At 58.3% G+C, this 20,077-nt stretch carries 25 protein-coding genes and 1 tRNA gene; 11 read left to right on the top strand and 15 right to left on the bottom strand.

The window, feature by feature from the left end; translation table 11 throughout:
- Both PFZ56_RS24455 and PFZ56_RS24450 read left to right on the top strand, forming a co-directional pair.
- On the top strand, nucleotides 1-414 hold the full coding sequence (locus tag PFZ56_RS24455; RefSeq protein ID WP_170003103.1) for a hypothetical protein: 414 nt from the start codon (nucleotides 1-3) through the stop codon (nucleotides 412-414).
- A 350-nt stretch (nucleotides 415-764) separates the two neighbouring features.
- Nucleotides 765-1,181: a hypothetical protein gene (locus PFZ56_RS24450; RefSeq protein ID WP_170003105.1), complete on the top strand. Its 417-nt coding sequence runs from the start codon at nucleotides 765-767 to the stop codon at nucleotides 1,179-1,181.
- A 278-nt stretch (nucleotides 1,182-1,459) separates the two neighbouring features.
- Here the strand turns inward: PFZ56_RS24450 and PFZ56_RS24445 are convergent, their stop codons facing one another.
- A complete protein-coding gene (locus PFZ56_RS24445; RefSeq protein ID WP_170003107.1) occupies nucleotides 1,460-1,741 on the bottom strand; it encodes a hypothetical protein in 282 nt (93 codons plus the stop codon).
- Between the two features lie 272 nt (nucleotides 1,742-2,013).
- Between PFZ56_RS24445 and PFZ56_RS24440 the strand changes: the two genes are divergently transcribed.
- Together PFZ56_RS24440 and PFZ56_RS24435 are read left to right on the top strand one after the other, a co-directional pair.
- Complete coding sequence (locus PFZ56_RS24440) at nucleotides 2,014-3,057, top strand: homoserine dehydrogenase (protein ID WP_170003109.1); 1,044 nt, start codon at nucleotides 2,014-2,016, stop codon at nucleotides 3,055-3,057.
- A 10-nt stretch (nucleotides 3,058-3,067) separates the two neighbouring features.
- Entirely contained in the window at nucleotides 3,068-4,474 is a 1,407-nt protein-coding gene (locus PFZ56_RS24435; protein ID WP_110652787.1) for an aldehyde dehydrogenase family protein, read from the top strand.
- A 111-nt stretch (nucleotides 4,475-4,585) separates the two neighbouring features.
- Here PFZ56_RS24435 and PFZ56_RS24430 read toward each other — a convergent pair whose 3' ends face one another.
- The gene (locus PFZ56_RS24430) at nucleotides 4,586-4,801 is read right to left on the bottom strand and encodes a hypothetical protein (RefSeq protein WP_060844058.1); all 216 of its coding nucleotides are present in this window, start codon (nucleotides 4,799-4,801) and stop codon (nucleotides 4,586-4,588) included.
- 187 nt (nucleotides 4,802-4,988) lie between these two features.
- On the opposite strand from PFZ56_RS24430, the gene ykgO reads away from it, so the two are divergent.
- Nucleotides 4,989-5,138, top strand: coding sequence for a type B 50S ribosomal protein L36 (gene ykgO / locus PFZ56_RS24425; protein ID WP_011062095.1), 150 nt, complete (start codon nucleotides 4,989-4,991; stop codon nucleotides 5,136-5,138).
- A 69-nt stretch (nucleotides 5,139-5,207) separates the two neighbouring features.
- Here the strand turns inward: ykgO and pseH are convergent, their stop codons facing one another.
- Nucleotides 5,208-5,756 carry a UDP-4-amino-4,6-dideoxy-N-acetyl-beta-L-altrosamine N-acetyltransferase gene (gene pseH / locus PFZ56_RS24420; RefSeq protein WP_110652786.1) on the bottom strand — a complete coding sequence of 183 codons (549 nt, stop codon included), beginning with the start codon at nucleotides 5,754-5,756 and terminating at the stop codon, nucleotides 5,208-5,210.
- Nucleotides 5,757-5,885: 129 nt separating this feature from the next.
- On the opposite strand from pseH, the gene PFZ56_RS24415 reads away from it, so the two are divergent.
- Together PFZ56_RS24415 and PFZ56_RS24410 are read left to right on the top strand one after the other, a co-directional pair.
- Nucleotides 5,886-6,770 carry a LysR family transcriptional regulator gene (locus PFZ56_RS24415; RefSeq protein WP_102881718.1) on the top strand — a complete coding sequence of 295 codons (885 nt, stop codon included), beginning with the start codon at nucleotides 5,886-5,888 and terminating at the stop codon, nucleotides 6,768-6,770.
- A gap of 185 nt (nucleotides 6,771-6,955) precedes the next feature.
- Nucleotides 6,956-7,792 (top strand): bifunctional allantoicase/(S)-ureidoglycine aminohydrolase, encoded by an 837-nt coding sequence (locus tag PFZ56_RS24410; RefSeq protein WP_170003111.1) that lies wholly within the window; start codon nucleotides 6,956-6,958, stop codon nucleotides 7,790-7,792.
- 278 nt (nucleotides 7,793-8,070) lie between these two features.
- Here the strand turns inward: PFZ56_RS24410 and PFZ56_RS24405 are convergent, their stop codons facing one another.
- Nucleotides 8,071-8,331 (bottom strand): hypothetical protein, encoded by a 261-nt coding sequence (locus PFZ56_RS24405; protein WP_102881716.1) that lies wholly within the window; start codon nucleotides 8,329-8,331, stop codon nucleotides 8,071-8,073.
- A 388-nt stretch (nucleotides 8,332-8,719) separates the two neighbouring features.
- Between PFZ56_RS24405 and PFZ56_RS24400 the strand changes: the two genes are divergently transcribed.
- Nucleotides 8,720-9,352, top strand: coding sequence for a hypothetical protein (locus PFZ56_RS24400; protein ID WP_262379677.1), 633 nt, complete (start codon nucleotides 8,720-8,722; stop codon nucleotides 9,350-9,352).
- A gap of 73 nt (nucleotides 9,353-9,425) precedes the next feature.
- Here the strand turns inward: PFZ56_RS24400 and PFZ56_RS24395 are convergent, their stop codons facing one another.
- Both PFZ56_RS24395 and PFZ56_RS24390 read right to left on the bottom strand, forming a co-directional pair.
- Nucleotides 9,426-10,358: a GGDEF domain-containing protein gene (locus PFZ56_RS24395; protein WP_102881715.1), complete on the bottom strand. Its 933-nt coding sequence runs from the start codon at nucleotides 10,356-10,358 to the stop codon at nucleotides 9,426-9,428.
- A gap of 411 nt (nucleotides 10,359-10,769) precedes the next feature.
- Complete coding sequence (locus PFZ56_RS24390) at nucleotides 10,770-11,729, bottom strand: GlxA family transcriptional regulator (RefSeq protein WP_170003113.1); 960 nt, start codon at nucleotides 11,727-11,729, stop codon at nucleotides 10,770-10,772.
- 96 nt (nucleotides 11,730-11,825) lie between these two features.
- Here PFZ56_RS24390 and PFZ56_RS24385 point away from each other — a divergent pair, with 96 nt between their 5' ends.
- Both PFZ56_RS24385 and PFZ56_RS24380 read left to right on the top strand, forming a co-directional pair.
- Nucleotides 11,826-12,275: a tautomerase family protein gene (locus PFZ56_RS24385; protein ID WP_170003115.1), complete on the top strand. Its 450-nt coding sequence runs from the start codon at nucleotides 11,826-11,828 to the stop codon at nucleotides 12,273-12,275.
- Nucleotides 12,276-12,464: 189 nt separating this feature from the next.
- Nucleotides 12,465-13,250 carry a CHAD domain-containing protein gene (locus PFZ56_RS24380; protein WP_110596065.1) on the top strand — a complete coding sequence of 262 codons (786 nt, stop codon included), beginning with the start codon at nucleotides 12,465-12,467 and terminating at the stop codon, nucleotides 13,248-13,250.
- A 205-nt stretch (nucleotides 13,251-13,455) separates the two neighbouring features.
- Here PFZ56_RS24380 and PFZ56_RS24375 read toward each other — a convergent pair.
- Nucleotides 13,456-13,543 (bottom strand) — tRNA-Ser (locus tag PFZ56_RS24375).
- A gap of 123 nt (nucleotides 13,544-13,666) precedes the next feature.
- Here PFZ56_RS24375 and PFZ56_RS24370 point away from each other — a divergent pair.
- Nucleotides 13,667-14,338, top strand: coding sequence for a Bax inhibitor-1/YccA family protein (locus PFZ56_RS24370; protein WP_011062013.1), 672 nt, complete (start codon nucleotides 13,667-13,669; stop codon nucleotides 14,336-14,338).
- 76 nt (nucleotides 14,339-14,414) lie between these two features.
- Here the strand turns inward: PFZ56_RS24370 and PFZ56_RS24365 are convergent, their stop codons facing one another.
- The 8 genes from PFZ56_RS24365 to gspF all read right to left on the bottom strand — a co-directional run bounded on the left by PFZ56_RS24365 (nucleotide 14,415) and on the right by gspF (nucleotide 20,077).
- Nucleotides 14,415-14,915, bottom strand: coding sequence for a type II secretion system protein M (locus PFZ56_RS24365; protein ID WP_258010386.1), 501 nt, complete (start codon nucleotides 14,913-14,915; stop codon nucleotides 14,415-14,417).
- Between the two features lie 3 nt (nucleotides 14,916-14,918).
- Complete coding sequence (gene gspL / locus PFZ56_RS24360; RefSeq protein WP_170003117.1) at nucleotides 14,919-16,058, bottom strand: type II secretion system protein GspL; 1,140 nt, start codon at nucleotides 16,056-16,058, stop codon at nucleotides 14,919-14,921.
- A 6-nt stretch (nucleotides 16,059-16,064) separates the two neighbouring features.
- A complete protein-coding gene (gene gspK / locus PFZ56_RS24355) occupies nucleotides 16,065-16,952 on the bottom strand; it encodes a type II secretion system minor pseudopilin GspK (RefSeq protein ID WP_170003121.1) in 888 nt (295 codons plus the stop codon).
- The gene (gene gspJ, locus PFZ56_RS24350) at nucleotides 16,945-17,544 is read right to left on the bottom strand and encodes a type II secretion system minor pseudopilin GspJ (RefSeq protein ID WP_110596063.1); all 600 of its coding nucleotides are present in this window, start codon (nucleotides 17,542-17,544) and stop codon (nucleotides 16,945-16,947) included. The genes gspK and gspJ overlap by 8 nt, the downstream gene beginning before the upstream one ends.
- A complete protein-coding gene (gspI, locus tag PFZ56_RS24345; protein ID WP_258381458.1) occupies nucleotides 17,541-17,927 on the bottom strand; it encodes a type II secretion system minor pseudopilin GspI in 387 nt (128 codons plus the stop codon). Before gspI ends, gspJ begins: the two co-directional genes overlap by 4 nt.
- On the bottom strand, nucleotides 17,911-18,405 hold the full coding sequence (gene gspH / locus PFZ56_RS24340; RefSeq protein ID WP_170003123.1) for a type II secretion system minor pseudopilin GspH: 495 nt from the start codon (nucleotides 18,403-18,405) through the stop codon (nucleotides 17,911-17,913). Before gspH ends, gspI begins: the two co-directional genes overlap by 17 nt.
- 3 nt (nucleotides 18,406-18,408) lie before the next feature.
- Entirely contained in the window at nucleotides 18,409-18,798 is a 390-nt protein-coding gene (gspG, locus tag PFZ56_RS24335; RefSeq protein WP_222933766.1) for a type II secretion system major pseudopilin GspG, read from the bottom strand.
- 61 nt (nucleotides 18,799-18,859) lie between these two features.
- Nucleotides 18,860-20,077 (bottom strand): type II secretion system inner membrane protein GspF, encoded by a 1,218-nt coding sequence (gspF, locus tag PFZ56_RS24330; protein ID WP_110596062.1) that lies wholly within the window; start codon nucleotides 20,075-20,077, stop codon nucleotides 18,860-18,862.

Raw genomic sequence — 20,077 nt, 5'->3', positions numbered from 1 at the left:
ATGGGTAGCCAAGCATCTGTAGATGTAAGTCTGTCTCGGCCTTGTAGTCCAAAAGATATAGTGATGGCACTACTTGATTCTGGGTGGAGTTTTGATTTTGAAGGGGATGTTCTATTTTTGTTGTCATCAGATATTGACTCTTATGATTGGCAGAAAGAGTATGCTGAGCATTTCAACTTAAAGGAATTTCTCGACTCTCATTCGCCATTCGGGAGGATTGGTATTGCTATGGTTTTTGATGGTAGGTTTGGAGGGGAGTTCTTAATTAGTCGAGATTGTATATCGTTGTCTATTTCAATAAATAGAATTTGTGTTTTTGGCACTGTGCCGGATTTTACTGAGTATGTTTTTAGACTTAAGGAGGTTGTGAGTGGCTTTGGTTTTTCTGATATTAGATGTGAATATTTTTCTTGACTGATATTTGGTGTAAAGAAACTGATGTTGATGATACTGTTCTGGCTGGAAGAGGGGTTGCTTCTGAAAACAAGAGTAACTATCTTGTCGCGAACTGAGCGTCGAAGAGCACGAGAGAAAAATCGCGACTTTCAAGCCGCGATTTTTGCTTGCTGAAGTACCTGCTCCTGTATTCACCTTGTTGTAAAATCCATCAAATCATACCCGCCGCGCAGCAGAATTCTGCACACCAGTGACATTTCCTGTGGCACTACTTTAACTTTTGGCGCTTTATTAGATTTTGTATAGAAAATGCCGCGTTGAATGAGGTATCTCGTCAAAAACTAATAGGCTATTTTTAATAGCGAAAAATGAATATTTCAATATTTGAAGTCTCGATCAGAAAAGAAATCAATATAAGAGAAATTTCGGTTGCGCTTACGTATTTTTTTGAATTTTCGGATTTTAATGCTTTAAGTGTCGATGCTTTTTGGGAGTTGTCAGAAGTTATGCAGGAGAAATCTATCGGAATCAGGCTGGAATATAATGATGTGGGTTTTAGGACTTTGGCTATATTCTATTGCTGCTTTGAAGTTGTTGGCGAGGTTCTGGCTGGGTTTGCGAAATATCTTGCTGAGAACTTTGAAGCTGAAGTTGCTGTAGGTGACTACCTTCATAAAGCTGATGTGGTTAATGATAGGTTTATAATTTTTCAAGCTGACGGGAGTAGAAAGTTTGGCTTTGAGAAAGGCGATAGTGATGGATTTGATGTTGATGTTGTCGACTAACCCTGAGGAGGATCGGCGTGAGCGAGCTAATGAAGGATAGTGATGTTGTAGGTGGTTTCTTGAAAATGTTGATGTGTGCATATGGCGGCGATATTGAAGCAGAATTTAAGCTGAGGTTGTTGGTGATTTGTTAGGGATCTGTGCTGATAAGAAGCTTAAGAGAAATCGAGGTAAGGCTGCCACGAATGCGGAAGACCGGAGTTGAATGTGCGGGCGTCTCTGGCAGAGCGCCCGCAGCGGTTGGCTAAAGGAGGTGGATTTATAATGCCCCTGTCTGCTTATGCGGATGGCTGCCCTTGCATCCGTCGCCCTGCCACATCCATCAAATCACATCCATCGCGCAGCAAAATGCTGCACACCAGCGACAGTTCCTGAAGCACCACTGCGCCCTTGGGCGCGTCATCAGAAATCGCGAAGTTTTCCAGCAGTTGAGTCACGGCGCGAATGCGGTAAGCCGCTGCATCGTGCAGGACGTCAATGGGGGCCTGGGTATCGATCAGCAGCGAGGGAATGTTGCAGTCGTGGCCGGTAATCGGCATGTATCGATTCAGAGTCCTCATGGGGCTTACTCCTGTATCAATCAGAGCCATCACCTTCTGCCGCCAAGCAGAGAAGGGTGACGGATTGCACAAGGTTGGCGGACCAGGGATACAGGACCTGGCACTCCCGAAGGCATCCCTGCGCAACCCGCCATGTTTCTATGCCCGCGCACCTGGCTCCAGGTGTGGGCAAAATGCTCAGCAAATACAGCAAAACGGCATATTTCACTGCCCGGCCCCGGCCCCTAACCTTGTGTCCATCAGCTTCTCAACCCGGATGGAACACAACAAAAATGACTGAATACAACATCGCCCTGGTGGGCTTCGGCGGGGTCAATCGGGCCCTGGCGCAATTGATTGCCGAGCGCAATCAGGCATGGAAAAAACAGCTGGGTTTCAGTTTGAAAATCGTCGGCATCAGCGATCTGTTCCTCGGCTCCATCGTTGCTCCCCAGGGGCTGGATGCCGGTCTGCTGAGCAAGCTGCCGGCAACCAAAGGCGCGTTGGCGCAACTGCCGGGCGGCCAGGTGGAGGCGCTCAACGAGCAGGTGATCAAGGACTCTGGCGCCGACATCATTGCCGAGGCCACTTTCACCAACCCGGTGGACGGCGAACCGGCCACGACTTTCTGCCGCTGGGCCCTGGAGCAGGGCAAGCATGTGGTGACCACCAACAAGGGGCCGATTGCCTTGCACGGCGCCGAGCTCAAGGCTTTGGCCCAGCGTAATCAGGCGGCGTTCGAGTACGAAGGCGCGGTGATGAGCGGCACTCCGGTGATCCGCCTGGCCCAGCAGTCCCTGGCCGGCAGCGAGCTGCTGGGGTTCGAGGGCATTCTCAACGGCACCTCGAATTTCGTCCTGACCCGCATGGAAGGCGGACTGGGCTTTGCCGAGGCGGTGGCCGAGGCTCAGGCACTGGGGTATGCCGAGGCTGATCCGACGGCGGATGTCGAAGGCTTTGATGTGCGCTTGAAGGTGGTGATCCTGGCCAACGAGCTGCTCGGTGCACAGTTGACCGTCAGCGATGTCAGCTGCCGGGGCATCTCCGGCCTGACGGCGGCGGACCTGGAGCAGGCTCGGGCCGAGGGTGCGCGCTGGAAGCTGATCGGTTCGGCCCAACGCCTGGCCGATGGCTCGCTGCAGGCCAGTGTCGAGCCGCGGTTGTTGCCGCTGGCCCATCCGCTGGCGGGTATTTCCGGGGCGATCAACGCGGTGTCGTTCAACACCGAACTGCTGGGCGCGGTGACGGTGTCCGGGCCGGGCGCCGGGCGTATCGAGACCGCCTTTGCCTTGCTCTCGGACATCATCCACATCCACCAGTCGCGCTCGAGCCGCTAGGAGCCTGCCCATGAATCTGTCACGCCTGGCGCCGGTCGCCGATTCGATTGACGTCTGCAGCCCTTTCGATGGCCGCGTCATTGGTGCGGTGCCACGCCTTGAGGCCGGTGCCGTACCGTACCTGTTGCAGCAGGCCCGCGAGGGCGTAAAGGACTGCGCTGCGCTGCCGCGTTATCAGCGGGCGAGGATTCTGGAGCGGGCGGCCTTGAACATCGAGCGCGACGCCGAGCATTTTGCCCGGCTGATCGTCGACGAAGCGGGCAAGACCCTGAAGCAGGCGCAGAAGGAGGTCAAACGTTGCGTCAATACCCTCAAGCTGTCGGCGGAAGAGGCCAAGCGCAATGCCGGCGAGGTGCTGCCGTTCGATGCCTATGAAGGCTCGGAAAACCGCCAGGGCTGGTTCTCTCGCGAACCTCTGGGGCTGATTCTGGCGATCACCCCTTACAACGATCCGCTGAACCTGGTGGCGCACAAGCTGGGCCCGGCCATCGCCGGGGGCAACGGGGTGATTCTCAAACCGTCGGAGTTGGCGCCGCTGTCGGCGATCAAGCTGGTGGACTACTTGCGCGATGCCGGGCTGCCGGCTTCGGTGGTGACCCTGGCCACCGGCGGCGCGGAGTTGGGCAAGGCCCTGGTGGCGGCGCGCGAGGTGCGGATGATTTCCTTCACCGGCGGCTTTGTCACCGGTGAGCAGATCGCCCGCAGCGCCGGCCTGAAGAAGCTGGCCATGGACCTAGGAGGCAATGCCCCGGTGATCGTCATGGCCGATTGTGATCTGCAGGCCACGGTACAGAGCTGCGTGTCGGGGGCGTTCTGGGCGGCGGGGCAGAACTGCATCGGCACCCAGCGCCTGCTGGTCCAGGCCTCGATCTATGAGGCGTTTCGCGAGGCCTTTGTGCGCCTGGCCCGGGAGCAGGTCAGTGGCGACCCATTGGCCGACAGCACGGATATCGGGCCGATGATCAGCCTGCAGGCGGCACAGAACGCGCAGAAGGTCGTGGATGAAGCGCTACAGCAGGGCGCGCGGCTGCTCTGCGGGCATCAGCGCCGGGGTTCCTGCTACGCCGCCACGGTGCTGGAGAATGTCGACCATGGCAGTCGCCTGTGGCAGGACGAAGTCTTTGCGCCAGTGGTGGTCTTGCAGCCGTTCGACGATCTGGATCAGGCCATCGCACTGGCCAACCAGCCCGAATACAGCCTGCATGCGGGGATCTTCACCAACGATCTGCGCACCGCCATGGACGCCGCGCGGCGGATCGAGGCGGGCGGGGTGATGATCAACGATTCGTCCGATTACCGTTTCGATGCCATGCCGTTTGGCGGCTTCAAGTACGGCAGCCTGGGCCGCGAGGGGGTGCGTTTCGCCTATGAGGAAATGACCCAGCCCAAGGTGGTGTGCCTCAACAGTCTGGGCTGAGGCCGATTGCAGCAACACGACAGGTCGTCGGGCACCGGGCAGGTTTGGTCACCTGCCCGGTGTTTTTTGCCTGTGGCCAAGGCACGGCCGTGGCCATCCGGGGAGCGCGGATCAGACCACTTCGTCGATCAATGAGGTTTTTGGCGCCGTGACCGTGACCGGTGGCTGAGGCTGTTCCTTGGCCTTGTCTCTGAGTTTTTCCAGCGCCTCTTTCTGTTCCGCCGTCAGTGGCGGAGGGGTCAGCACCTTGCCCGAGTCAGGCAGCTTGATGCCGGGCTGGGAGCCGCCGGCGGTCAGTGGCGGGAGGGGACGGTTGTTTATTTCCATGTCACTGCATCCTTGAGTGGGGTGAATAAAAGATAACGACCGCTTTGCGCTGATCTTTAGAGCCAATGCTCTAGGTCGCCAGCTGAACCCTCTTTCGAGGGGGGAGGTGATTTGGTGTTGATAATTATTCTTGTTTGTAAATAAGATATGTTATTACATTTTAAGATCACCCCAAGGAGCCTCTCCCATGAAAGTCCTGTCCTCCCTCAAAGAAGCCAAGAACCGTCACCGCGACTGCCAGATCGTCAAGCGTCGCGGGCGGATCTACGTGATCTGCAAATCCAACCCTCGCTTCAAGGCGCGCCAGGGCGGGGCGAAAAACCGCAACAAGGGCTGATCCGCCGCTTGCTCCTGTCCAGGACAGGGCGCCCGATACGTGGCAAGCACCGTCGGGCGCCTTGGCGGCTTATCTGCCGAGGCGGGCGATCAGGGGCTCAAGCGTCGGGCGTTTGCTCTGCCACTCCGCTTTGGTGATGCCCAGCAGGACCACGTCCATGCGTTGGCCATCCTTGAGAATGTTTTGGCGCCGCAACCCCTCCTGTTGGAAACCGAATTTCAGGTGCATGTTGATCACCGCAGGGTTGCTGGCCAGTACCTCGCAGTTGAGTTTTTCAAGACCGGCTTCAGTGAAGGCGTAGTCCAGCATCCAGAACTCGATCAGGCTGCCCAGGCCCTTGCCTTGCTGCTTGGCGTCCAGGTAGAACGCCCAGTCGGCGGTCTTCTGTCGGGCATTGATGGCATTCAGCGAAACGATGCCCAGGGCCTGGCCTTCGTCCATGACGACAAACACTGCCTGGGCCGGATTGCCCTGCAAGGAACTCAGCCAGCGCTGGTGTTCCTGCTCACTGATTTCATGGGAGGTGTACATGTACTTGCGCACCTGTTCCTGGTTGCGCAGCGTGCGTACATGGGCCTGAGTGGCGGGATCGGCATCGACTAGCGGGATGAACTGCATCCTGATGTCCTTCTCGGATGGGTGAGCGGTGGTGGCGCATGATGGCATATCCACTGCTGTCGCATGGATTTGTCTCCCGGGACAAGAACCGGTAGAAAGAACCCTCGCATTCAGAAAACAGATACCTGCATGAGCGACATTGAGAAACCCAATAGCCGCCTGTTCGACCTCGACTTGCTGCGCGCCATGGTCACGGTGGCCGATTGCGGCAGCTTCACCACGGCCGCCAGTCGCCTGCACTCGACCCAGTCCACCGTCAGCCAGAAGATTCGCCGCCTGGAAGACATGGCCGGGCATCGGCTGCTGGAGCGCGGCAACCGCGACGTGCTGCCCACCGATGCTGGTGAGACCTTGCTGGGCTATGCCCGGCGGCTGCTGGCGTTGAACGACGAGATGCTCGAGGCACTGTCCGGGGCCACGGTGGCGCTGACGGTGCGTATCGGCGTACCGGACGATTTCGCCGCGGGGCGCACCACAGAGCAACTGGCGGCGTTCAACCGGCGCTACCCCCAGGTCAAGCTGGAAGTCACCAGCGGCATGAGCCGCGACCTGAGTGGCAGTTATGACCGTGGCGAACTGGACCTGGTGGTGCTCAAGCAATTGCGCAACAGCCGTGAGGCCGTGGCGTGCTGGCCCGAGAAGACCCGCTGGGTGGACAGTGCGAAAAACCCCTGCATCGACCTCGACCCGTTGCCCATCGTCACCTTCCCGCCTCGCGGGGTGTATCGCGATGAAATGATCAATGCCCTGGAAACCATCGGCCGGCGCTGGCACATCAGTTTCACCAGCTCCAGTCTCAGTGGCCTGCAGTCGGCCATTGCCGATGGCATGGGCATCGGCCTGCTGCCGCTGCGGGCGGTGACGGCGGGGCATGAGGTGCTGCCCAAAAGCATCGGGCTGCCATCGGTGGATGTGTTCGAGGTGGCGCTGCTGCACCGTCCGGCGGCCGATCCCATGGTCAAGGAGCTGGCGCGGGTATTGTCACGGGTGCTGGCCCAGGACACCCGTGGCTGAATCCGCTTGGCATTCGATAAATGAATACGCCGTAGTTCGGTATTTAATTTGTGCATGAAAGCGACGCTGGATATCGTGATGGTCAGCAGCGATCCGCAGCATTGCCTGGCGCGTCGCTCCGCAGATTTGTTCACCCCGGCGGCGTTGCTGCGCGGGGCAGCAAAACAACAATGAGGAGAGTCTCCATGTCCAAAACCACTTATTACGCACCCCACGGCGGGCACCCGGCGCAGACCGAAATGCTCACCGACCGCGCCATGTTCACCGAAGCCTATGCGGTGATCCCCAAGGGCGTGATGCGTGACATCGTCACCAGCCACCTGCCGCACTGGGACAACATGCGCATGTGGGTCATCGCCCGTCCGCTGTCGGGTTTCGCCGAAACCTTTTCCCAGTACATCGTGGAAGTGGGCGCCAACGGCGGCAGCGACAAGCCCGAGCAGGACCCCAACGCCGAAGCCGTGCTGTTTGTCGTCGAAGGCGAAGTCAACCTGACCCTGCAAGGCCAGGTGCACGTCCTCAAGCCCGGCGGCTATGCCTTTATCCCACCGGCCGCCGACTGGAAGCTGCGCAATACCAGCGGCACCGAAGCGCGTTTCCACTGGATCCGCAAGCACTACCAGAAAGTCGACGGCGTGCCTTACCCGGACGCGTTCGTCACCAACGAGCAGGACATCGAGCCGCGGGTGATGCCTGACACCGAAGGTCGCTGGAGCACCACCCGTTTCGTCGACATGAGCGACATGCGTCACGACATGCACGTCAACATCGTCAACTTCGAGCCGGGCGGTGTTATTCCCTTTGCCGAAACCCACGTCATGGAGCACGGCCTGTATGTTCTGGAAGGCAAGGCGGTGTATCGCTTGAACCAGGATTGGGTCGAGGTCGAGGCCGGCGACTTCATGTGGCTGCGCGCGTTCTGCCCGCAGGCCTGCTACTCCGGTGGCCCGGGTCGCTTCCGCTACCTGCTGTACAAGGATGTGAACCGCCAGATGCGCCTGACCCTCAACGCACCGCACTGATCCGGTCGCCGGGCAGGGGCGCTCAAGGCCTCTGCAGCGGCGAGGGATGAAAACCGGCGATTATTCGCCGGTTTTTTTTGCTTCGCAGCAAGGCAGGCGCCGGATGGTCGCGCCAGGTTGTTTCGCGTCGAGGTTCACTTAGCGATTGATGATTAGCACGACCTGTCGAACTGAGGGCCGAAAGTGGGCTCGGACAAGTAAAGGGTTATTCAGGGGAGTTGCAACTTATCAACGTTGAGCCAAGGCCGCCGACGGCAGCCTTGGCTGCTGTTAGTGCCTTAGGCAACCGGGTGAATAGTCTCACCGTGGTCTTTCACGGTGCTGCTATCAACTTCGATCTTGCTCGTGGCCTGTACATAGTAAGGCGCCTGGGTGCCGTTTCTTTTCAGGGACAACACAAAGCCACGGTCGTCCGATCGGTCCCAGCTTTCCTGCTTGCCGCTGTCGACTCCAAAGAAGGTGGTGTCGCCGTCGCTGCCCCATTTATTGATCGAGACTTCAATCTTTTTCGATGATTTGTTGGTAACGGTAATACCCATCTCTATATTCCTTTTAGATTGAGGTTTAGTTGATCTGGCTATTGACTGCTATCCAATGCTTACAGTCGTTATGTTGTTCCATACAACCTAACTAGAACTGCCAGTCAATGCAGGTGAAGCGCCCTGAAGTCTAGATACTATTTTGCTATCAGCAAGGCAGTGCTCAACAACTTTCTTGAGTCGGTCCTTGATTTGACTACTTGCGTCCCGAGCCTTGAAGAGAGGAATGACGCTATTCATAGCGTGTCTGCGGTCATATGGGATATGAAAGGGCTGGGTTCTGGGGAGAGCATCGATCAATAACCGCAGTGAAAAAATCCGATGATCCTGGACCTGGCCATCTGGTTGTAGTGTTACCGTCTGCGCTGCAAAACCTGGAGTCTGCTAGATGCATCGTCAAAGCCCACCTCAGCTTGTCGCAACGCCTCTAGCCGCGCCAAGTACTGAAAACCCTGCCGTCCACTCACCTATCTGGCATCGCGGCCCGGACTTACTGACCATTGGAAGCACGGGTGCGGCCATTTTGGGTTTCTGTTTTGTGGTGCTTGGGTTGTTGCCGGGTTTAGTGCTGACGATACTGCTCCTTCTCGGTTTCGAAGCGATGCCAGGTGAACCGAGCAGCGATGGGTCTAGCCTCACAACGTCGTTGCTCATCCAGTTCCTGTGTGGTTCTGTTGTGCTCATGGGGCTGGTCTTTGCGTGGATCTTCTCTGCACCTAGAGTGCTGGCTTTCACGTTCGACGAAAACCAGCAACTGCTGACCCTCACTGTCACCCGTCGCGGTCGCAAGCCCACCGAAGTGCAGGTGCCATTTAGCGACATTATTTGCATCTGCCCTTACGTGCTCGCCAGTTATGACCGCGATGGCCATTTGAGTGTCGTGTGTCAGGGACCGAGGGACAAGGAGTTCGTATATCGATTGGCTGAGGGTACTTCTCTGGAAGAAATGGAGTTTCATGCTGCGTGGTTGCGAGGAATCATTGGCTCACGGATGCAGGAACTACTGAATCTGGACAAATGAAGGAAGCGCGTCCAGGCGTTTCGATGGGTTATCGACAGGCGGGTGATGCAAATGCCGGTTTTTGCTACAGAGCCTAGAGACTAAATGATTGGTCTCTGCCGCGTTTTTTAGCTGCATAGAGCGCTTTATCGGCTTGAGCCAGTAATACGTTAGACGGGTGTAGCGGACCGAATGTATGAACTGAAAAACCGATGCTTACGGTTAAGTATCCCGTGCTGGAGGCGGAGTGCGGTATTTTTAGATCCCGAACTCGTTGGCATAGTGTTTTGACGTACAGAGAGGCTTGCTCTTGGGTCATGCCATTGGACAGGATTACAAATTCTTCGCCGCCATACCTGGCTGCAAAGTCAGAGCCACGCTGAAAGGATTTATTCAAACTGTCAGCGACGCGTATGAGCGCTTCATCACCCGCTTGATGCCCATAAATATCATTGAAGGATTTGAAGTGATCAATATCAATCATGGCAAGCGTCAATGAGTCGCCATTGCGGCAGGCAATTTTCCATTGGATTTCGAACTGCGTATCAAAAAAACGGCGATTGTATATCCCCGTGAGCCCGTCTTTTATGGACAGTTGCTCGAAGTGTATTTTCATTTCCTCGAGAGACTGATGCTCGTCGCGAAGTTGCTGCTGAATTATCACTCGCGATGTTACATCTTTTTGGATGCCGATAAAGTTAGTGACAGTCCCTTTCTCATCATGGATTGGCGATATGCTTAACTCATTCCAAAACATGGTTCCATCCTTGCGGTAGTTTCGCAAGGTTACAAGGCAGTACTCGCCTTTTTTTACAGCGTTGTGAATAAGCTCCAGTTCAGGTTGATCTCTGTCGTTTCTTTGTAGATATCGACAGTTGATGTTGGTAATTTCTTCGGATGAGTAGCCGGTCATTCGCTCAAAGGCAGGGTTTACAAAAATCAACGGATTGTCGTCAATACAGTTGTCGGAGATGGTGATCCCGTCTCGCGAATCCATAACTGCTTGTTTAAGTATTTCAATCTTCATACATGATCCATTAATAGGAGCGAAGGATAAGGATTGTTTTTAAGTGCTGTAATGCCGAGGCGTGACAAGGGTTTGAGTGTTCTATTTTTTTATTGTAGTCGCTGAGGAACTTAATGCCTGTTTTTCTATGCGCTCTATAGTAATTACGATTGGGTTCAGTAAAAAATCGCTGCTGAAATGCCGACAGCTGCGCTGAATCTCTTCAAAAGTGACGAAATTTTTGGGGGCAGGGGCATTATCTTTGCCAGCGACTTAACGTATCGTTTTTTTGCGTGCGAGCGTTTGGTGGCCGGTAGATTCTGGCCAATACGTGAACATTTCCCGCCCTCTCGTTGGTGATTATGAACAAGCGAGCTGTTCGAGTTGCACTCCAAATCGGACAGTTGGATTGAAAACAGTTCGCCATGGCCGCTAGCGCAATTGCCGTGGTGTTGCGTTCAGCATCTTTTTCATCAGTCGCCGCAGGGAGGTGGCGTCTTTGTATCCGACGTGTTCGGCAATGGTGTCGATTGAATATTTACTGTTTGCCAGCAGTTCTCGGGCTTTATTGGCCTGGACTCGTTGGATCAGCCGTAACGGGCTATAACCGGTTGCCTTGTGGACGTGTCGAGACAAGGTCCGTTCTGACAAACCAAAGCTGGAGGCGAGTGCACTGACACTGATAGTCGCTGGTAGCGAGTCTTCAATATGGGCCGTCAACTGTGCGATCAATTCGTTCCCCTGAGCCATCATTGCCGGAACCATGAAGGGCGATTGTAATTGCCTGCCATCTATCAGTAGCGCCCTTGCAACGGCATCTGCCAAAGCCGGGGAGAAGCGGCTTCGCAGAAGATGCAACATCAGATCACTATGACCCAGCGCTGCGCCCGCAGTGATCAACGGCGGGTCGATGATGACCATGCGATCGGCATCTACCTGGCACTCAGGTGCCCACTGCCGGAGCAAGGGGGCCAGCCACCAGGAAGTGGTCACACAGTGCCCGGCGAGCAGCTTCGCAGCCTGCAGGACGAATACCCCAGAACAGGATGCGGCTACGTCGCCCCCTGATTGCACGTGGGAGAGTAGTGCCGGAATCAACAGCGCAATATCCGCCTGTTTTAATCGGTGTTCGAGTGTAAGGGCATCGGCGACTCCGATGCCGGGGATAATCCAGCAAGAGCGGTCATCGAATCGAGTGGTCAAGGGCTGAACGGCAATTTGCATGCCGTGGCCGAGTGTCACGCAATCGGTGTCTACCCCGCAGATCTCCCAGCGTGGTACGGCAGTGCCTTGTCGCTGGGCGATTACGGCTGCCGTCGAAAGGATGTCCAGAGTCAGGGCGACACTGGAGGCGAAGGCGCCATTGGCGACCAAAATCGTGAAGTCGTTCATTGGCTGATTATGCATGAAAGATGTCAAATCGGTCTCTGGTTGCAGTGTTGCATGACAGGCTTAATGACGCCTCCATTTCATCGAGCGTTAACCGGTATGCCAAATATTCTGATCAAAGTGCCCCAAGGTTCTTTTTCTCCCGAGCAACGGGCACGGCTTTGCGAAGAGGTTACGAAAGTGGCCGTGGCAGTCGAACAAATCGGCGATGATCCTCGTCAACAGGGGCTGTGTTGGACGCTCATTGATGAAGTGCCTGCAGGCGCCTGGACATGCGGCGCGATGGATATCAGCGCTCAGGCCATTCCCTGCATCGTGCAGGTCAAGGTTCCTGACGGCGTGTTGAATGAGGCGATGCGAAGCGACTATGTGAAGCGTTTGCATCAGGCTGTCAGCCAGGCGCGAGCAGCCGGCGATCAACGGATCATCATGACTTCTATCATCCTTGATGAAGTCAAAGATGGTTTATGGGCTGCGAATGGAGAGATTTGGCACTTGGCTGATTTCATTCAAGCGGCTGGATACCGACACCTGCAAGGACCGGCATAGGAGAAAGACAGCGCACTGGGCTTGTGGCAGTTATGGGGCGCAGCGACCCGTCATGAAAATGAAATCAAATAGTAGGCTAAGGTAAATGTTCGTTGCACTTGGCCTATCCCGTTGTCGTTCGCACATGAAGGACGTGCTTAAGGTCGTTGCTTGATCTAACCCAGCAATCTCTCGACGAGGCTGCTCTGAATGTCATTTGTGAACAAGTTTGTGGCCGAGATATTGACCCTCCAGGTTGCGCTTTATCACGCGCAGGCGCGCCTGGAGTGTCGTACCGACAATGAGGCTTTGCACGATCTCAGAATAGCCGTCAGGAAGATTAGAAGCCTGCTGAAGCCATTTCGTTTATTGAATGAAGTGGCTGCGTTAAACGACGCGGCGGCAGAGGTCGGCAGAGAAACGACCCCGGCCCGGGATCTGGAAGTGATGATCCTGGAGCTTCAGGAGAGGGGGTTTGCCGGGCTGGCGCAAACCAGGGCGTCTCGATTGGATTCAAGCTACGAAAGCATTCTCAATGGGCAGTCCATCAAGAGCCTGTTGGTTCGGCTGGATAAATGGCCATCAAGCTTTCGCTTGATTGAAGCCAATGGCGAATTGAAAGGTATTGAGACGCAAATTAAGACGGCGCTTTGCAAGCAGATCGACCGATTGCATGCTGCCGTGGATGACTCCCAATATGATCGCCACGAGCTGAGAATACTGGTCAAGCGGACCCGTTATCTGACGGAGGCCTTCCCCGAACTGTCTCCACTGTCAAAAAAGTCAGCCAGGGCTCTCAAGGAATTGCAGTCGGCATTGGGCGCCTGGCATGACCATTACCAGTGGTGTCAAAAAGCTCAGATTGAAACCGACCTGCGGCCTCTGAAGCAGGTCTGGTTGTCTGCTGCCGCTACAGCACTGCAAAAGGCTGAGGTCCAATTGGTCAATCTGGCAAAGCGGCTCCCAAAACCAGCGGGCAAAAAAAAGCTGCCCTAGGTGGCAGCCGGAAAAAAAGCACGCTTTGTATGCGGAGTATTGCAGCTGAATTTTTACAAAATGATGTCAGGCAGAACGCCTTAGAAGAGTGTTGAGTTGCGGAAATCAGCGAAAAGATGCGGAAACGCCATGCATCACTGCGTCAGAAATGCCAAACCCCAGACACAAAAAAGCCCTGAAAAATCAGGGCTTTCTCGTTGAGATTTGGCGGAGGCGTAGAGATTCGAACTCTAGGACCTGTTACAGTCGGCGGTTTTCAAGACCGCTGCCTTAAACCACTCGGCCACACCTCCAGATCGCATTGCGGGCGCCATAATACCCGAATGAAACACACTGTCAAACTCTCTGCATCGCGAGTTACAGAGCCTCTGTTATCATCCTTGCCACTAAATGTTTCCCCCAACAGGAGTGTCGCCATGCGCGAACAGGATTACGCAGTTAACAACGGCGTGCAGGCCGAGCAGCTAGAGGTTAGCCGCGTCCTGCGCAACACTTATGGCTTGCTGGCTCTGACCCTCGCGTTCAGTGGTGTCATGGCTTATGTGGCGCAGCAGATGCGCGTCGGCTACCCGAACATCTTCGTGGTGCTGATCGGCTTCTACGGTCTGTTCTTCCTCACCAACAAACTCCGTGACTCGGCCTGGGGCCTGGTCTCGGCTTTCGCCCTGACCGGTTTCATGGGCTTTTTGCTCGGCCCGATCCTCAACCGTTACCTGGGTATGCAGGGCGGCGCTGAAGTGGTCAGTTCGGCCTTCGCCATGACGGCGCTGGTGTTTGGCGGTCTGTCGGCCTACGTGCTGATCACCCGCAAGGACATGAGCTTCCTCGGTGGTTTCATCACCGCTGGTTTCTTCGTGTTGATGGGCGCCGTGCTGGCCAGCCTGTTCTTCCAGATCAGCGGTCTGCAGTTGGCGATCAGCGCCGGTTTCGTGCTGTTCTCCTCGGTGTGCATCCTGTTCCAGACCAGCGCCATCATCCATGGCGGCGAACGTAACTACATCATGGCCACCATCAGCCTGTATGTATCGATCTACAACCTGTTCGTCAGCCTGCTGCAGCTGTTCGGCATCATGGGCCGCGATGACTGAATCCGGTTGTTGAGCCAATAAAAAAAGCCCGCTTCGGCGGGCTTTTTGTTGTCCAGGTTTCAAGCGTGACAAGGTTTCAAGGGCTGTGCAGCTGCAAGCGTGCGCTGGCCATGGCGTCCTTGTTGACCTCGATGGAGAACGACAGCACGGCGACTTGCTGCTGCTCCAACTGGTCGATCCAGGTGATCAGGCCGTTGAGAGGCCCCTCCAGACTGAGGTTGACCCGTCCTTCATCCTCCTGGTCCATGCGTTCCAGGTTGAGCCCGGCCTGGCTGCTGGAGCGTGCCAGCATGCCCGGCAGGGCATCACCGGAAATGACTGGGCCACGAGGTGCGGAGGTGCTGACGGGCAGCCGTTGTAGATCTAAAAGCAATTGCGTTTCCTCGGTATAGCGTTGCTCGGCCAGGGCCAGAGCCTGTTGTTGCGGTTGCCAGAGTAGATAGAGGCTGGTCAGGCCAGCGAAGACCACCAGGGCTTGTACTGCCCGTTGTTCGCGCTTTGCCAGACGCTGCCAGCGTTGTCGGAGTGGGTTCGCCAGGGCGGTCCTGGTCGGAGTCGTGGCGCTGGATGGATTCACGTCTTACTCCTTGATTTGAAAACGCGCGGAGACGCCTTGAGCGTCCCGCACGGATGAGTCGGTGCTGACGCTCAGGCCCTGGTTGATCAGGCCCTCGCGCAGCATTTGCAGATCGGCAAAGGCCGGGGCGCTCACTTGCAGGCTCCAGCCTTCCTCGGCCTGGTAATCCAGACGCTGGATCATCGACAGCGCGCCGCCACTGGCGACCCATTGCTCCGCCAGTTGCGACAGACGCAGGGCTACGCCCGGTGTTTCCTGCACCTGTTGGCGTTGCTTGAGCCGCACCTGACGCGCCAGATCGGCGGTAACCGGTTCATCGGCAAAGCGCTCTTGCCACAGGCTCTGGCTGGCGGCGTGCAACTGGTCGCTGCGTTGCTCCAGGTACAACCGGTGCCCGATGTTCTGCAGCAGATGGGCGCCGCCGGCAATCGCCAGCACCAGTAGCGCCAGGCGCCAGGGCCTCGCTTTGCGGGTGCGACGCTGGAATTGGCCCTGGCACAGGTCGATTGCCTGCAGGCTGCCCTGGCTGAGCACTTGCCAAGGCTGCTCCTCGGCCTGCCAGTGCTGCGGTTCCAGGCCGTCGATGCCCGGGGCCTGGGCGCCTTGCCACAGCAGACCATCCGGCACCAACCGATTCAGGTCACCGAGCTCCTGGTCGCTGAGGGTCAGGCGCAGTGGGGCGCTGCCGCCCAACAGCCAGCGGCCGTCCCAGGCCAGGGCTCGTGGCCGGTCCTGGGGCAGGCAGTCGGCATCGATGTGCATGCGCGACGGTTGCAGTCCGTGTTCGGCCAGGCGCTTGAGGCAACGCTGCAGGCGCTCGCGATTGATGACCAGCACCGAGCAGTGACGTCGCTCGCGCAACGGGCCATGGGCCATGTGCAAGTGCTCGACGTCGTCGATCAAGTGTTCTTCCAGGGCACTGTGCAGCGCCTGGCGCAACCAGCGACCGCTGCGGGCCGGGACGCTGACTTGATGAAAACTGGCCATTTCCATCGGCAGCAGCAGGACAAATCCATGCTCGCGAAGCTGTTCGGCGGCCTGTTCCAGGCTGCCTTGCTGGGGCGTGCTGCCGGCTGACCACCAGTGGCAACGCCACGGTGTGTCGCCGGTGGTATGGGGCGAAAGGTAAAGCCAATGGCTCATCAATGGTTACTCGGTAAGCAGATGGGCGTTGGACGGTCCGGGGAGCAGCGTGCGCTGTTGCACCCGGACCTGTTCAGCGTTCATGACGCGCAGGTCGCTGACCAGGCGCAGGCGTCGGCCATGCAGTTCAACGTCGATGGTGGCGCGGAACTGGCGACTGTTGACGCTCAGCCCGCGAGGGGTAATGTCCCGGCCCTGGAGCATGGGGTTGGCGAGGAACGCGGCGACCGTGGGATAGCCCTTGCTCGGGCGCGATTGGGCCAGGGTCTGGGCGGTCGGCAGGTCGATGCCTTCGATGCTGGCCAGCACCAGGGCGCTGGCGGTATTGAGGTTGATGTGGGCTTGTTCATAGGCCGCGACCAGTGGCGACAGGCGTTGCAGGGTGTCACGGTCGACTTCCGGCAATTGTCGCAGCTCGCTGATGTCGCTCAGGGGCAATGGGCGGCCCAGGCGATCAAGAGGGCGCGACAGCGCCGCCGGGTCGTGGGGCTTGATCTGGGCCAGGGCCAGCAGCCGCTGGTAGCGGGCACGGGGGATGACATCGTCCTGCACCAGCGCGCTGTTGAGGTTGAGGCGCGCGCCCAGATCGACGATCTGGATCGCAATCCTGCCACCCTCGATCGGGAACGCCGGGGCCGGCCGGGCCCAATGCTGGCCCAGATGGGTTACCAGCAGGCCGCCTTCGCTGCGGGCATCTTCCTGCAACTGGCTACGGGCCCAGCTTTCGCCACTCAGGGCCAGTTGCCAGAGCTGCTGGTGTTGCACCAGGTGGCTGCTGCTGGCGAGGCTGAGTCGCTGGCGGGCGAGCATATTGCTCACCACCAGGGTCACCAGCGCGGTGATCAGCAACACGCTGAGCAAGGCAACGCCGCGCTGTGCACGAGGCTTATTCACGGGGTGCGTCCTCGTCCACTTCGGCGCCGCCGGGCAGCAGAATGACCCGGCGGATATGCGGGAAGCCGGGCGCGCTCAGCTCAATGTCCACGGCGGCCGGCAGGCTCAGGGCCTCGCTGCCGATGGGCCAGCTGTCATGGGGCTGGCCCAGGGCGTCGATGAAGCGCAAGTGGACCAGCTCGACCCCACTGAGCAAGGGTTGCACCTGGCTGAGGCTGTCTCGTTCCAGGCCCTGGGTTTCGCGAATCCACGCACCGTCGCTCAAGCGATGGTTGACCTGCAACAGATCGCTGCGCGGAGCATCCAGGGGGTTGCGCCAGCCGCCGCGCAGCAGGCGCAGCCCCTGGTGCTGGCTGATCAGCGCCTGGCTATGGCTGTGGTCGTCCTTGAGGGCGTGACGCTGCACTTGCACCAGATCACGCTCCAGCAGACTCAGGGCCCGTTGCAGGTGGCGCAACTGCTGTTCCTGGTTCTGGATGCGCTGGTCGCTGCGCATCACCCGATCCAGCAACTGATAGGTCGCCAACCCCAGGAGGCTGAAGATGGCGATGGCCACCACCACTTCCAGCAAGGTGAAGCCGCGCTGGTTCATGGGTTGGCCTCGATGTAACCCAGCAGCTGCGCGCGGCTGTATTGCCGGGCCCGTTGCGGGTCCTGCTCGGCCGAGACCCGCAGGTTGACCTTGAGCAACCGCGAGTCCGGGGCCGCTTCGATCTCGCTGAACAGCCACCAGTTGCGCCCGCCAAACTCGACCTGCCGTTGCTGGCGCCCAAGGGTGCGCGGCTGCATGCCGCAGCGCAGTTCATTCAGGTAGTTGTCGGCAATCCAAGTGGCTTGGGTGCGTTCGGCCAGATTGCCGCTGTTGATGGCCACATGCTGAATAGCACTGAACAGCGCAATCGACACCGTGGCGAAAATCGCCAGCGCCACCATGACTTCCAACAAGGTAAAACCCTGCTCAGTTCGAGGTTTCAAGTCGAGGCTCCTGTATGCCGTCGCTGGACAGGGTCAGCAACGGAGTGTTGCGGTGCTCGATCCACAGGGTGAAGGCACTGGTTTCATCGCTGGACAGCACCAGCAGTTGGGGCAGGGCGCTGCGACTCACCGCCTGGCCCAGGGCCGGGCCGGCTTCGGCAACCTCAAGGCGCAGGCGCAGGTTGTCGGGCAGGCTCTGGCCCCGCCAGTCGCGGTCGGTCAGCCACTGCCCCTGTTCATCCAGGCGCAGCACGGAGTAGGCGTCGGGTTCGATGCGCAGGCCGTAGTCGCTGTTGCTCAACACCGCCTGCTGGCGCAGCAGTTGCAGCAGCGCCAGCAGGCGATCGCCTTCACGGCGTGCCTGACGGCTGGCGGAGTCGGGGTTGATCAGGCCGATCATGCCCGCAGACAGGGCGATGATCAGCACCACCACCAGTACTTCGACCAGAGTGAAGCCCTTGGCGTGGGAGCGTTGCACCGCTCAGCGGTCCCAGTTGCCGATCTCGGCGTTCAGGCCGTCACCGCCGAGCTTGCCGTCGGCGCCAAAGGAGAACAGGTCATAGCCCGTGCCGCGGGCGCCTGGCACGCGGTATTGATAGGCATTGCCCCAGGGATCGATGGGCAGGCGCTTGAGGTAACCGTCGGGGTTCCAGTTGCGTGCCGGCGGGTTGCCGCTGGGCTTGCTGACCAGGGCTTCGAGCCCTTGCTGGCTGCTGGGGTACTGGTGGTTGTCGAGCTTATAGATGTCCAGGGCCATGGCAATGGCCTTGATATCGCTCTGGGCGGCGGCGCCCTTGGCCTGGTCGGGACGGCTCATGATCTGGGGCACCACCAGGGCCGCGAGGACCCCGAGAATGACCACCACCACCATGATTTCAATCAGGGTAAAACCGCGTTGTTTGTTCTGAGTCTGCACGTAGGGGGTTCCGCATTCAGGTAATCAATTGGTTCAGGCTGAGGATCGGCATCAGGATCGCCAGCACGATGATCAGCACCGAGGCGCCCATGAACACCAGCATGGCCGGTTCGAACAGGCCCACCAGCAAGGCAATGCGGTTGGCCAGTTGTTCTTCCTGCTGCTTGGCGGCGCGTTCGAGCATGCTGTCCAGCTCGCCGGAGCGTTCACCGCTGGCGATCATGTAGAGCATCATCGGTGGGAAACTGCCGTTGAGTTCCAGGGCCCGGGTCAGGCTGATACCTTCGCGTACCCCCCGGACAATGTCTTTCAGACCGGTACGAATTTTCTGATTGGCCACCACTTCGCTGGCGATGGACAGGGCGTCCAGCAGTGGCACGCCACTGCGTCCGAGAATCGCCAGGGTGCTGACAAAACGCGTGCAGTTGCTAGCCCGGATCAGCCTGCCCAGCAGCGGCAGTTGCAGCACCAGGGCATGCCAGCGCTCGCGGGTGGCCGGGTTGCGGACGGCGCCGCGGGCGGCCAGGACCAGGGCCGCTATCACCAGCAGCATGAGCAGGCCATAGTCCTGCAGGAAGGCGCTGCTGGCGATCAGGCCGCGGGTCAGCAGCGGCAGTTCCTGGCCACTGTCGATAAACACCTTGACCACATCGGGCACCACGAAGCCCAGCAGGAAGCCGACGATGCTGACGGCCGCCAGCATCAGGATGCTCGGGTAGAGCATGGCCAGCTGGATCTGCTGACGGGCCGCTTGCTGGGCCTCGGTGTAGTCGGCCAGGTTCATCAGCACCTGGCCCAGGTGTCCGGAGCGTTCGCCGGCGGCCACCGTGGCCCGGTACAGATCCGGGAAGGCCCGCGGGTAGGCCGCCAGGGCCACCGCCAGGCTATAGCCCTCCAGGACCCGGGAGCGGATGGCCAGGAGCATGCTCTTGATCCGCTGTTTCTCGCACTGCGCGGCGACCGCGGCCAGCACCTCCTCCAGGGGCAGGGCGGCTTGGACCAGGGTCGACAACTGGCGGGTGAGCAAGGCCAGTTCGGCGCTGCTCAAGCCGCCGCCGGACACCTGCAGCAAGCCTTTGCCACGCACGCGCTTGCTCTGCGCGACGCTGACCTTGAGGATCACCAGCTGGCGCTCGCGCAACAGTTGCCGGGCATGGCGCGGGCTGTCGGCTTCCACCACGCCGGTGGATTTTTTGCCGGCGGCGCACATGGCCAGGTATTCGTAAGCGGCCAT

Origin of the sequence: Pseudomonas danubii (genome assembly GCF_042980055.1) — a bacterium.
Lineage (GTDB): Bacteria > Pseudomonadota > Gammaproteobacteria > Pseudomonadales > Pseudomonadaceae > Aquipseudomonas > Aquipseudomonas danubii.
Note: the sequence above shows the minus strand (reverse complement) of the source record. Positions and strands in the feature narration are given on the sequence as shown.

Excerpts from the sequence above, each read along its gene's own strand:
- PFZ56_RS24455 (WP_170003103.1), top strand. The coding sequence starts at position 1 with ATGGGTAGCCAAGCATCTGTAGATGTAAGTCTGTCTCGGCCTTGTAGT.
- PFZ56_RS24450 (WP_170003105.1), top strand. The coding sequence starts at position 765 with ATGAATATTTCAATATTTGAAGTCTCGATCAGAAAAGAAATCAATATA.
- PFZ56_RS24445 (WP_170003107.1), bottom strand. The coding sequence starts at position 1,741 with ATGAGGACTCTGAATCGATACATGCCGATTACCGGCCACGACTGCAAC.
- PFZ56_RS24440 (WP_170003109.1), top strand. The coding sequence starts at position 2,014 with ATGACTGAATACAACATCGCCCTGGTGGGCTTCGGCGGGGTCAATCGG.
- PFZ56_RS24435 (WP_110652787.1), top strand. The coding sequence starts at position 3,068 with ATGAATCTGTCACGCCTGGCGCCGGTCGCCGATTCGATTGACGTCTGC.
- PFZ56_RS24430 (WP_060844058.1), bottom strand. The coding sequence starts at position 4,801 with ATGGAAATAAACAACCGTCCCCTCCCGCCACTGACCGCCGGCGGCTCC.
- ykgO (WP_011062095.1), top strand. The coding sequence starts at position 4,989 with ATGAAAGTCCTGTCCTCCCTCAAAGAAGCCAAGAACCGTCACCGCGAC.
- pseH (WP_110652786.1), bottom strand. The coding sequence starts at position 5,756 with ATGCAGTTCATCCCGCTAGTCGATGCCGATCCCGCCACTCAGGCCCAT.
- PFZ56_RS24415 (WP_102881718.1), top strand. The coding sequence starts at position 5,886 with ATGAGCGACATTGAGAAACCCAATAGCCGCCTGTTCGACCTCGACTTG.
- PFZ56_RS24410 (WP_170003111.1), top strand. The coding sequence starts at position 6,956 with ATGTCCAAAACCACTTATTACGCACCCCACGGCGGGCACCCGGCGCAG.
- PFZ56_RS24405 (WP_102881716.1), bottom strand. The coding sequence starts at position 8,331 with ATGGGTATTACCGTTACCAACAAATCATCGAAAAAGATTGAAGTCTCG.
- PFZ56_RS24400 (WP_262379677.1), top strand. The coding sequence starts at position 8,720 with ATGCATCGTCAAAGCCCACCTCAGCTTGTCGCAACGCCTCTAGCCGCG.
- PFZ56_RS24395 (WP_102881715.1), bottom strand. The coding sequence starts at position 10,358 with ATGAAGATTGAAATACTTAAACAAGCAGTTATGGATTCGCGAGACGGG.
- PFZ56_RS24390 (WP_170003113.1), bottom strand. The coding sequence starts at position 11,729 with ATGAACGACTTCACGATTTTGGTCGCCAATGGCGCCTTCGCCTCCAGT.
- PFZ56_RS24385 (WP_170003115.1), top strand. The coding sequence starts at position 11,826 with ATGCCAAATATTCTGATCAAAGTGCCCCAAGGTTCTTTTTCTCCCGAG.
- PFZ56_RS24380 (WP_110596065.1), top strand. The coding sequence starts at position 12,465 with ATGTCATTTGTGAACAAGTTTGTGGCCGAGATATTGACCCTCCAGGTT.
- PFZ56_RS24370 (WP_011062013.1), top strand. The coding sequence starts at position 13,667 with ATGCGCGAACAGGATTACGCAGTTAACAACGGCGTGCAGGCCGAGCAG.
- gspL (WP_170003117.1), bottom strand. The coding sequence starts at position 16,058 with ATGAGCCATTGGCTTTACCTTTCGCCCCATACCACCGGCGACACACCG.
- gspJ (WP_110596063.1), bottom strand. The coding sequence starts at position 17,544 with ATGAACCAGCGCGGCTTCACCTTGCTGGAAGTGGTGGTGGCCATCGCC.
- gspG (WP_222933766.1), bottom strand. The coding sequence starts at position 18,798 with ATGGTGGTGGTGGTCATTCTCGGGGTCCTCGCGGCCCTGGTGGTGCCC.
- gspF (WP_110596062.1), bottom strand. The coding sequence starts at position 20,077 with ATGGCCGCTTACGAATACCTGGCCATGTGCGCCGCCGGCAAAAAATCC.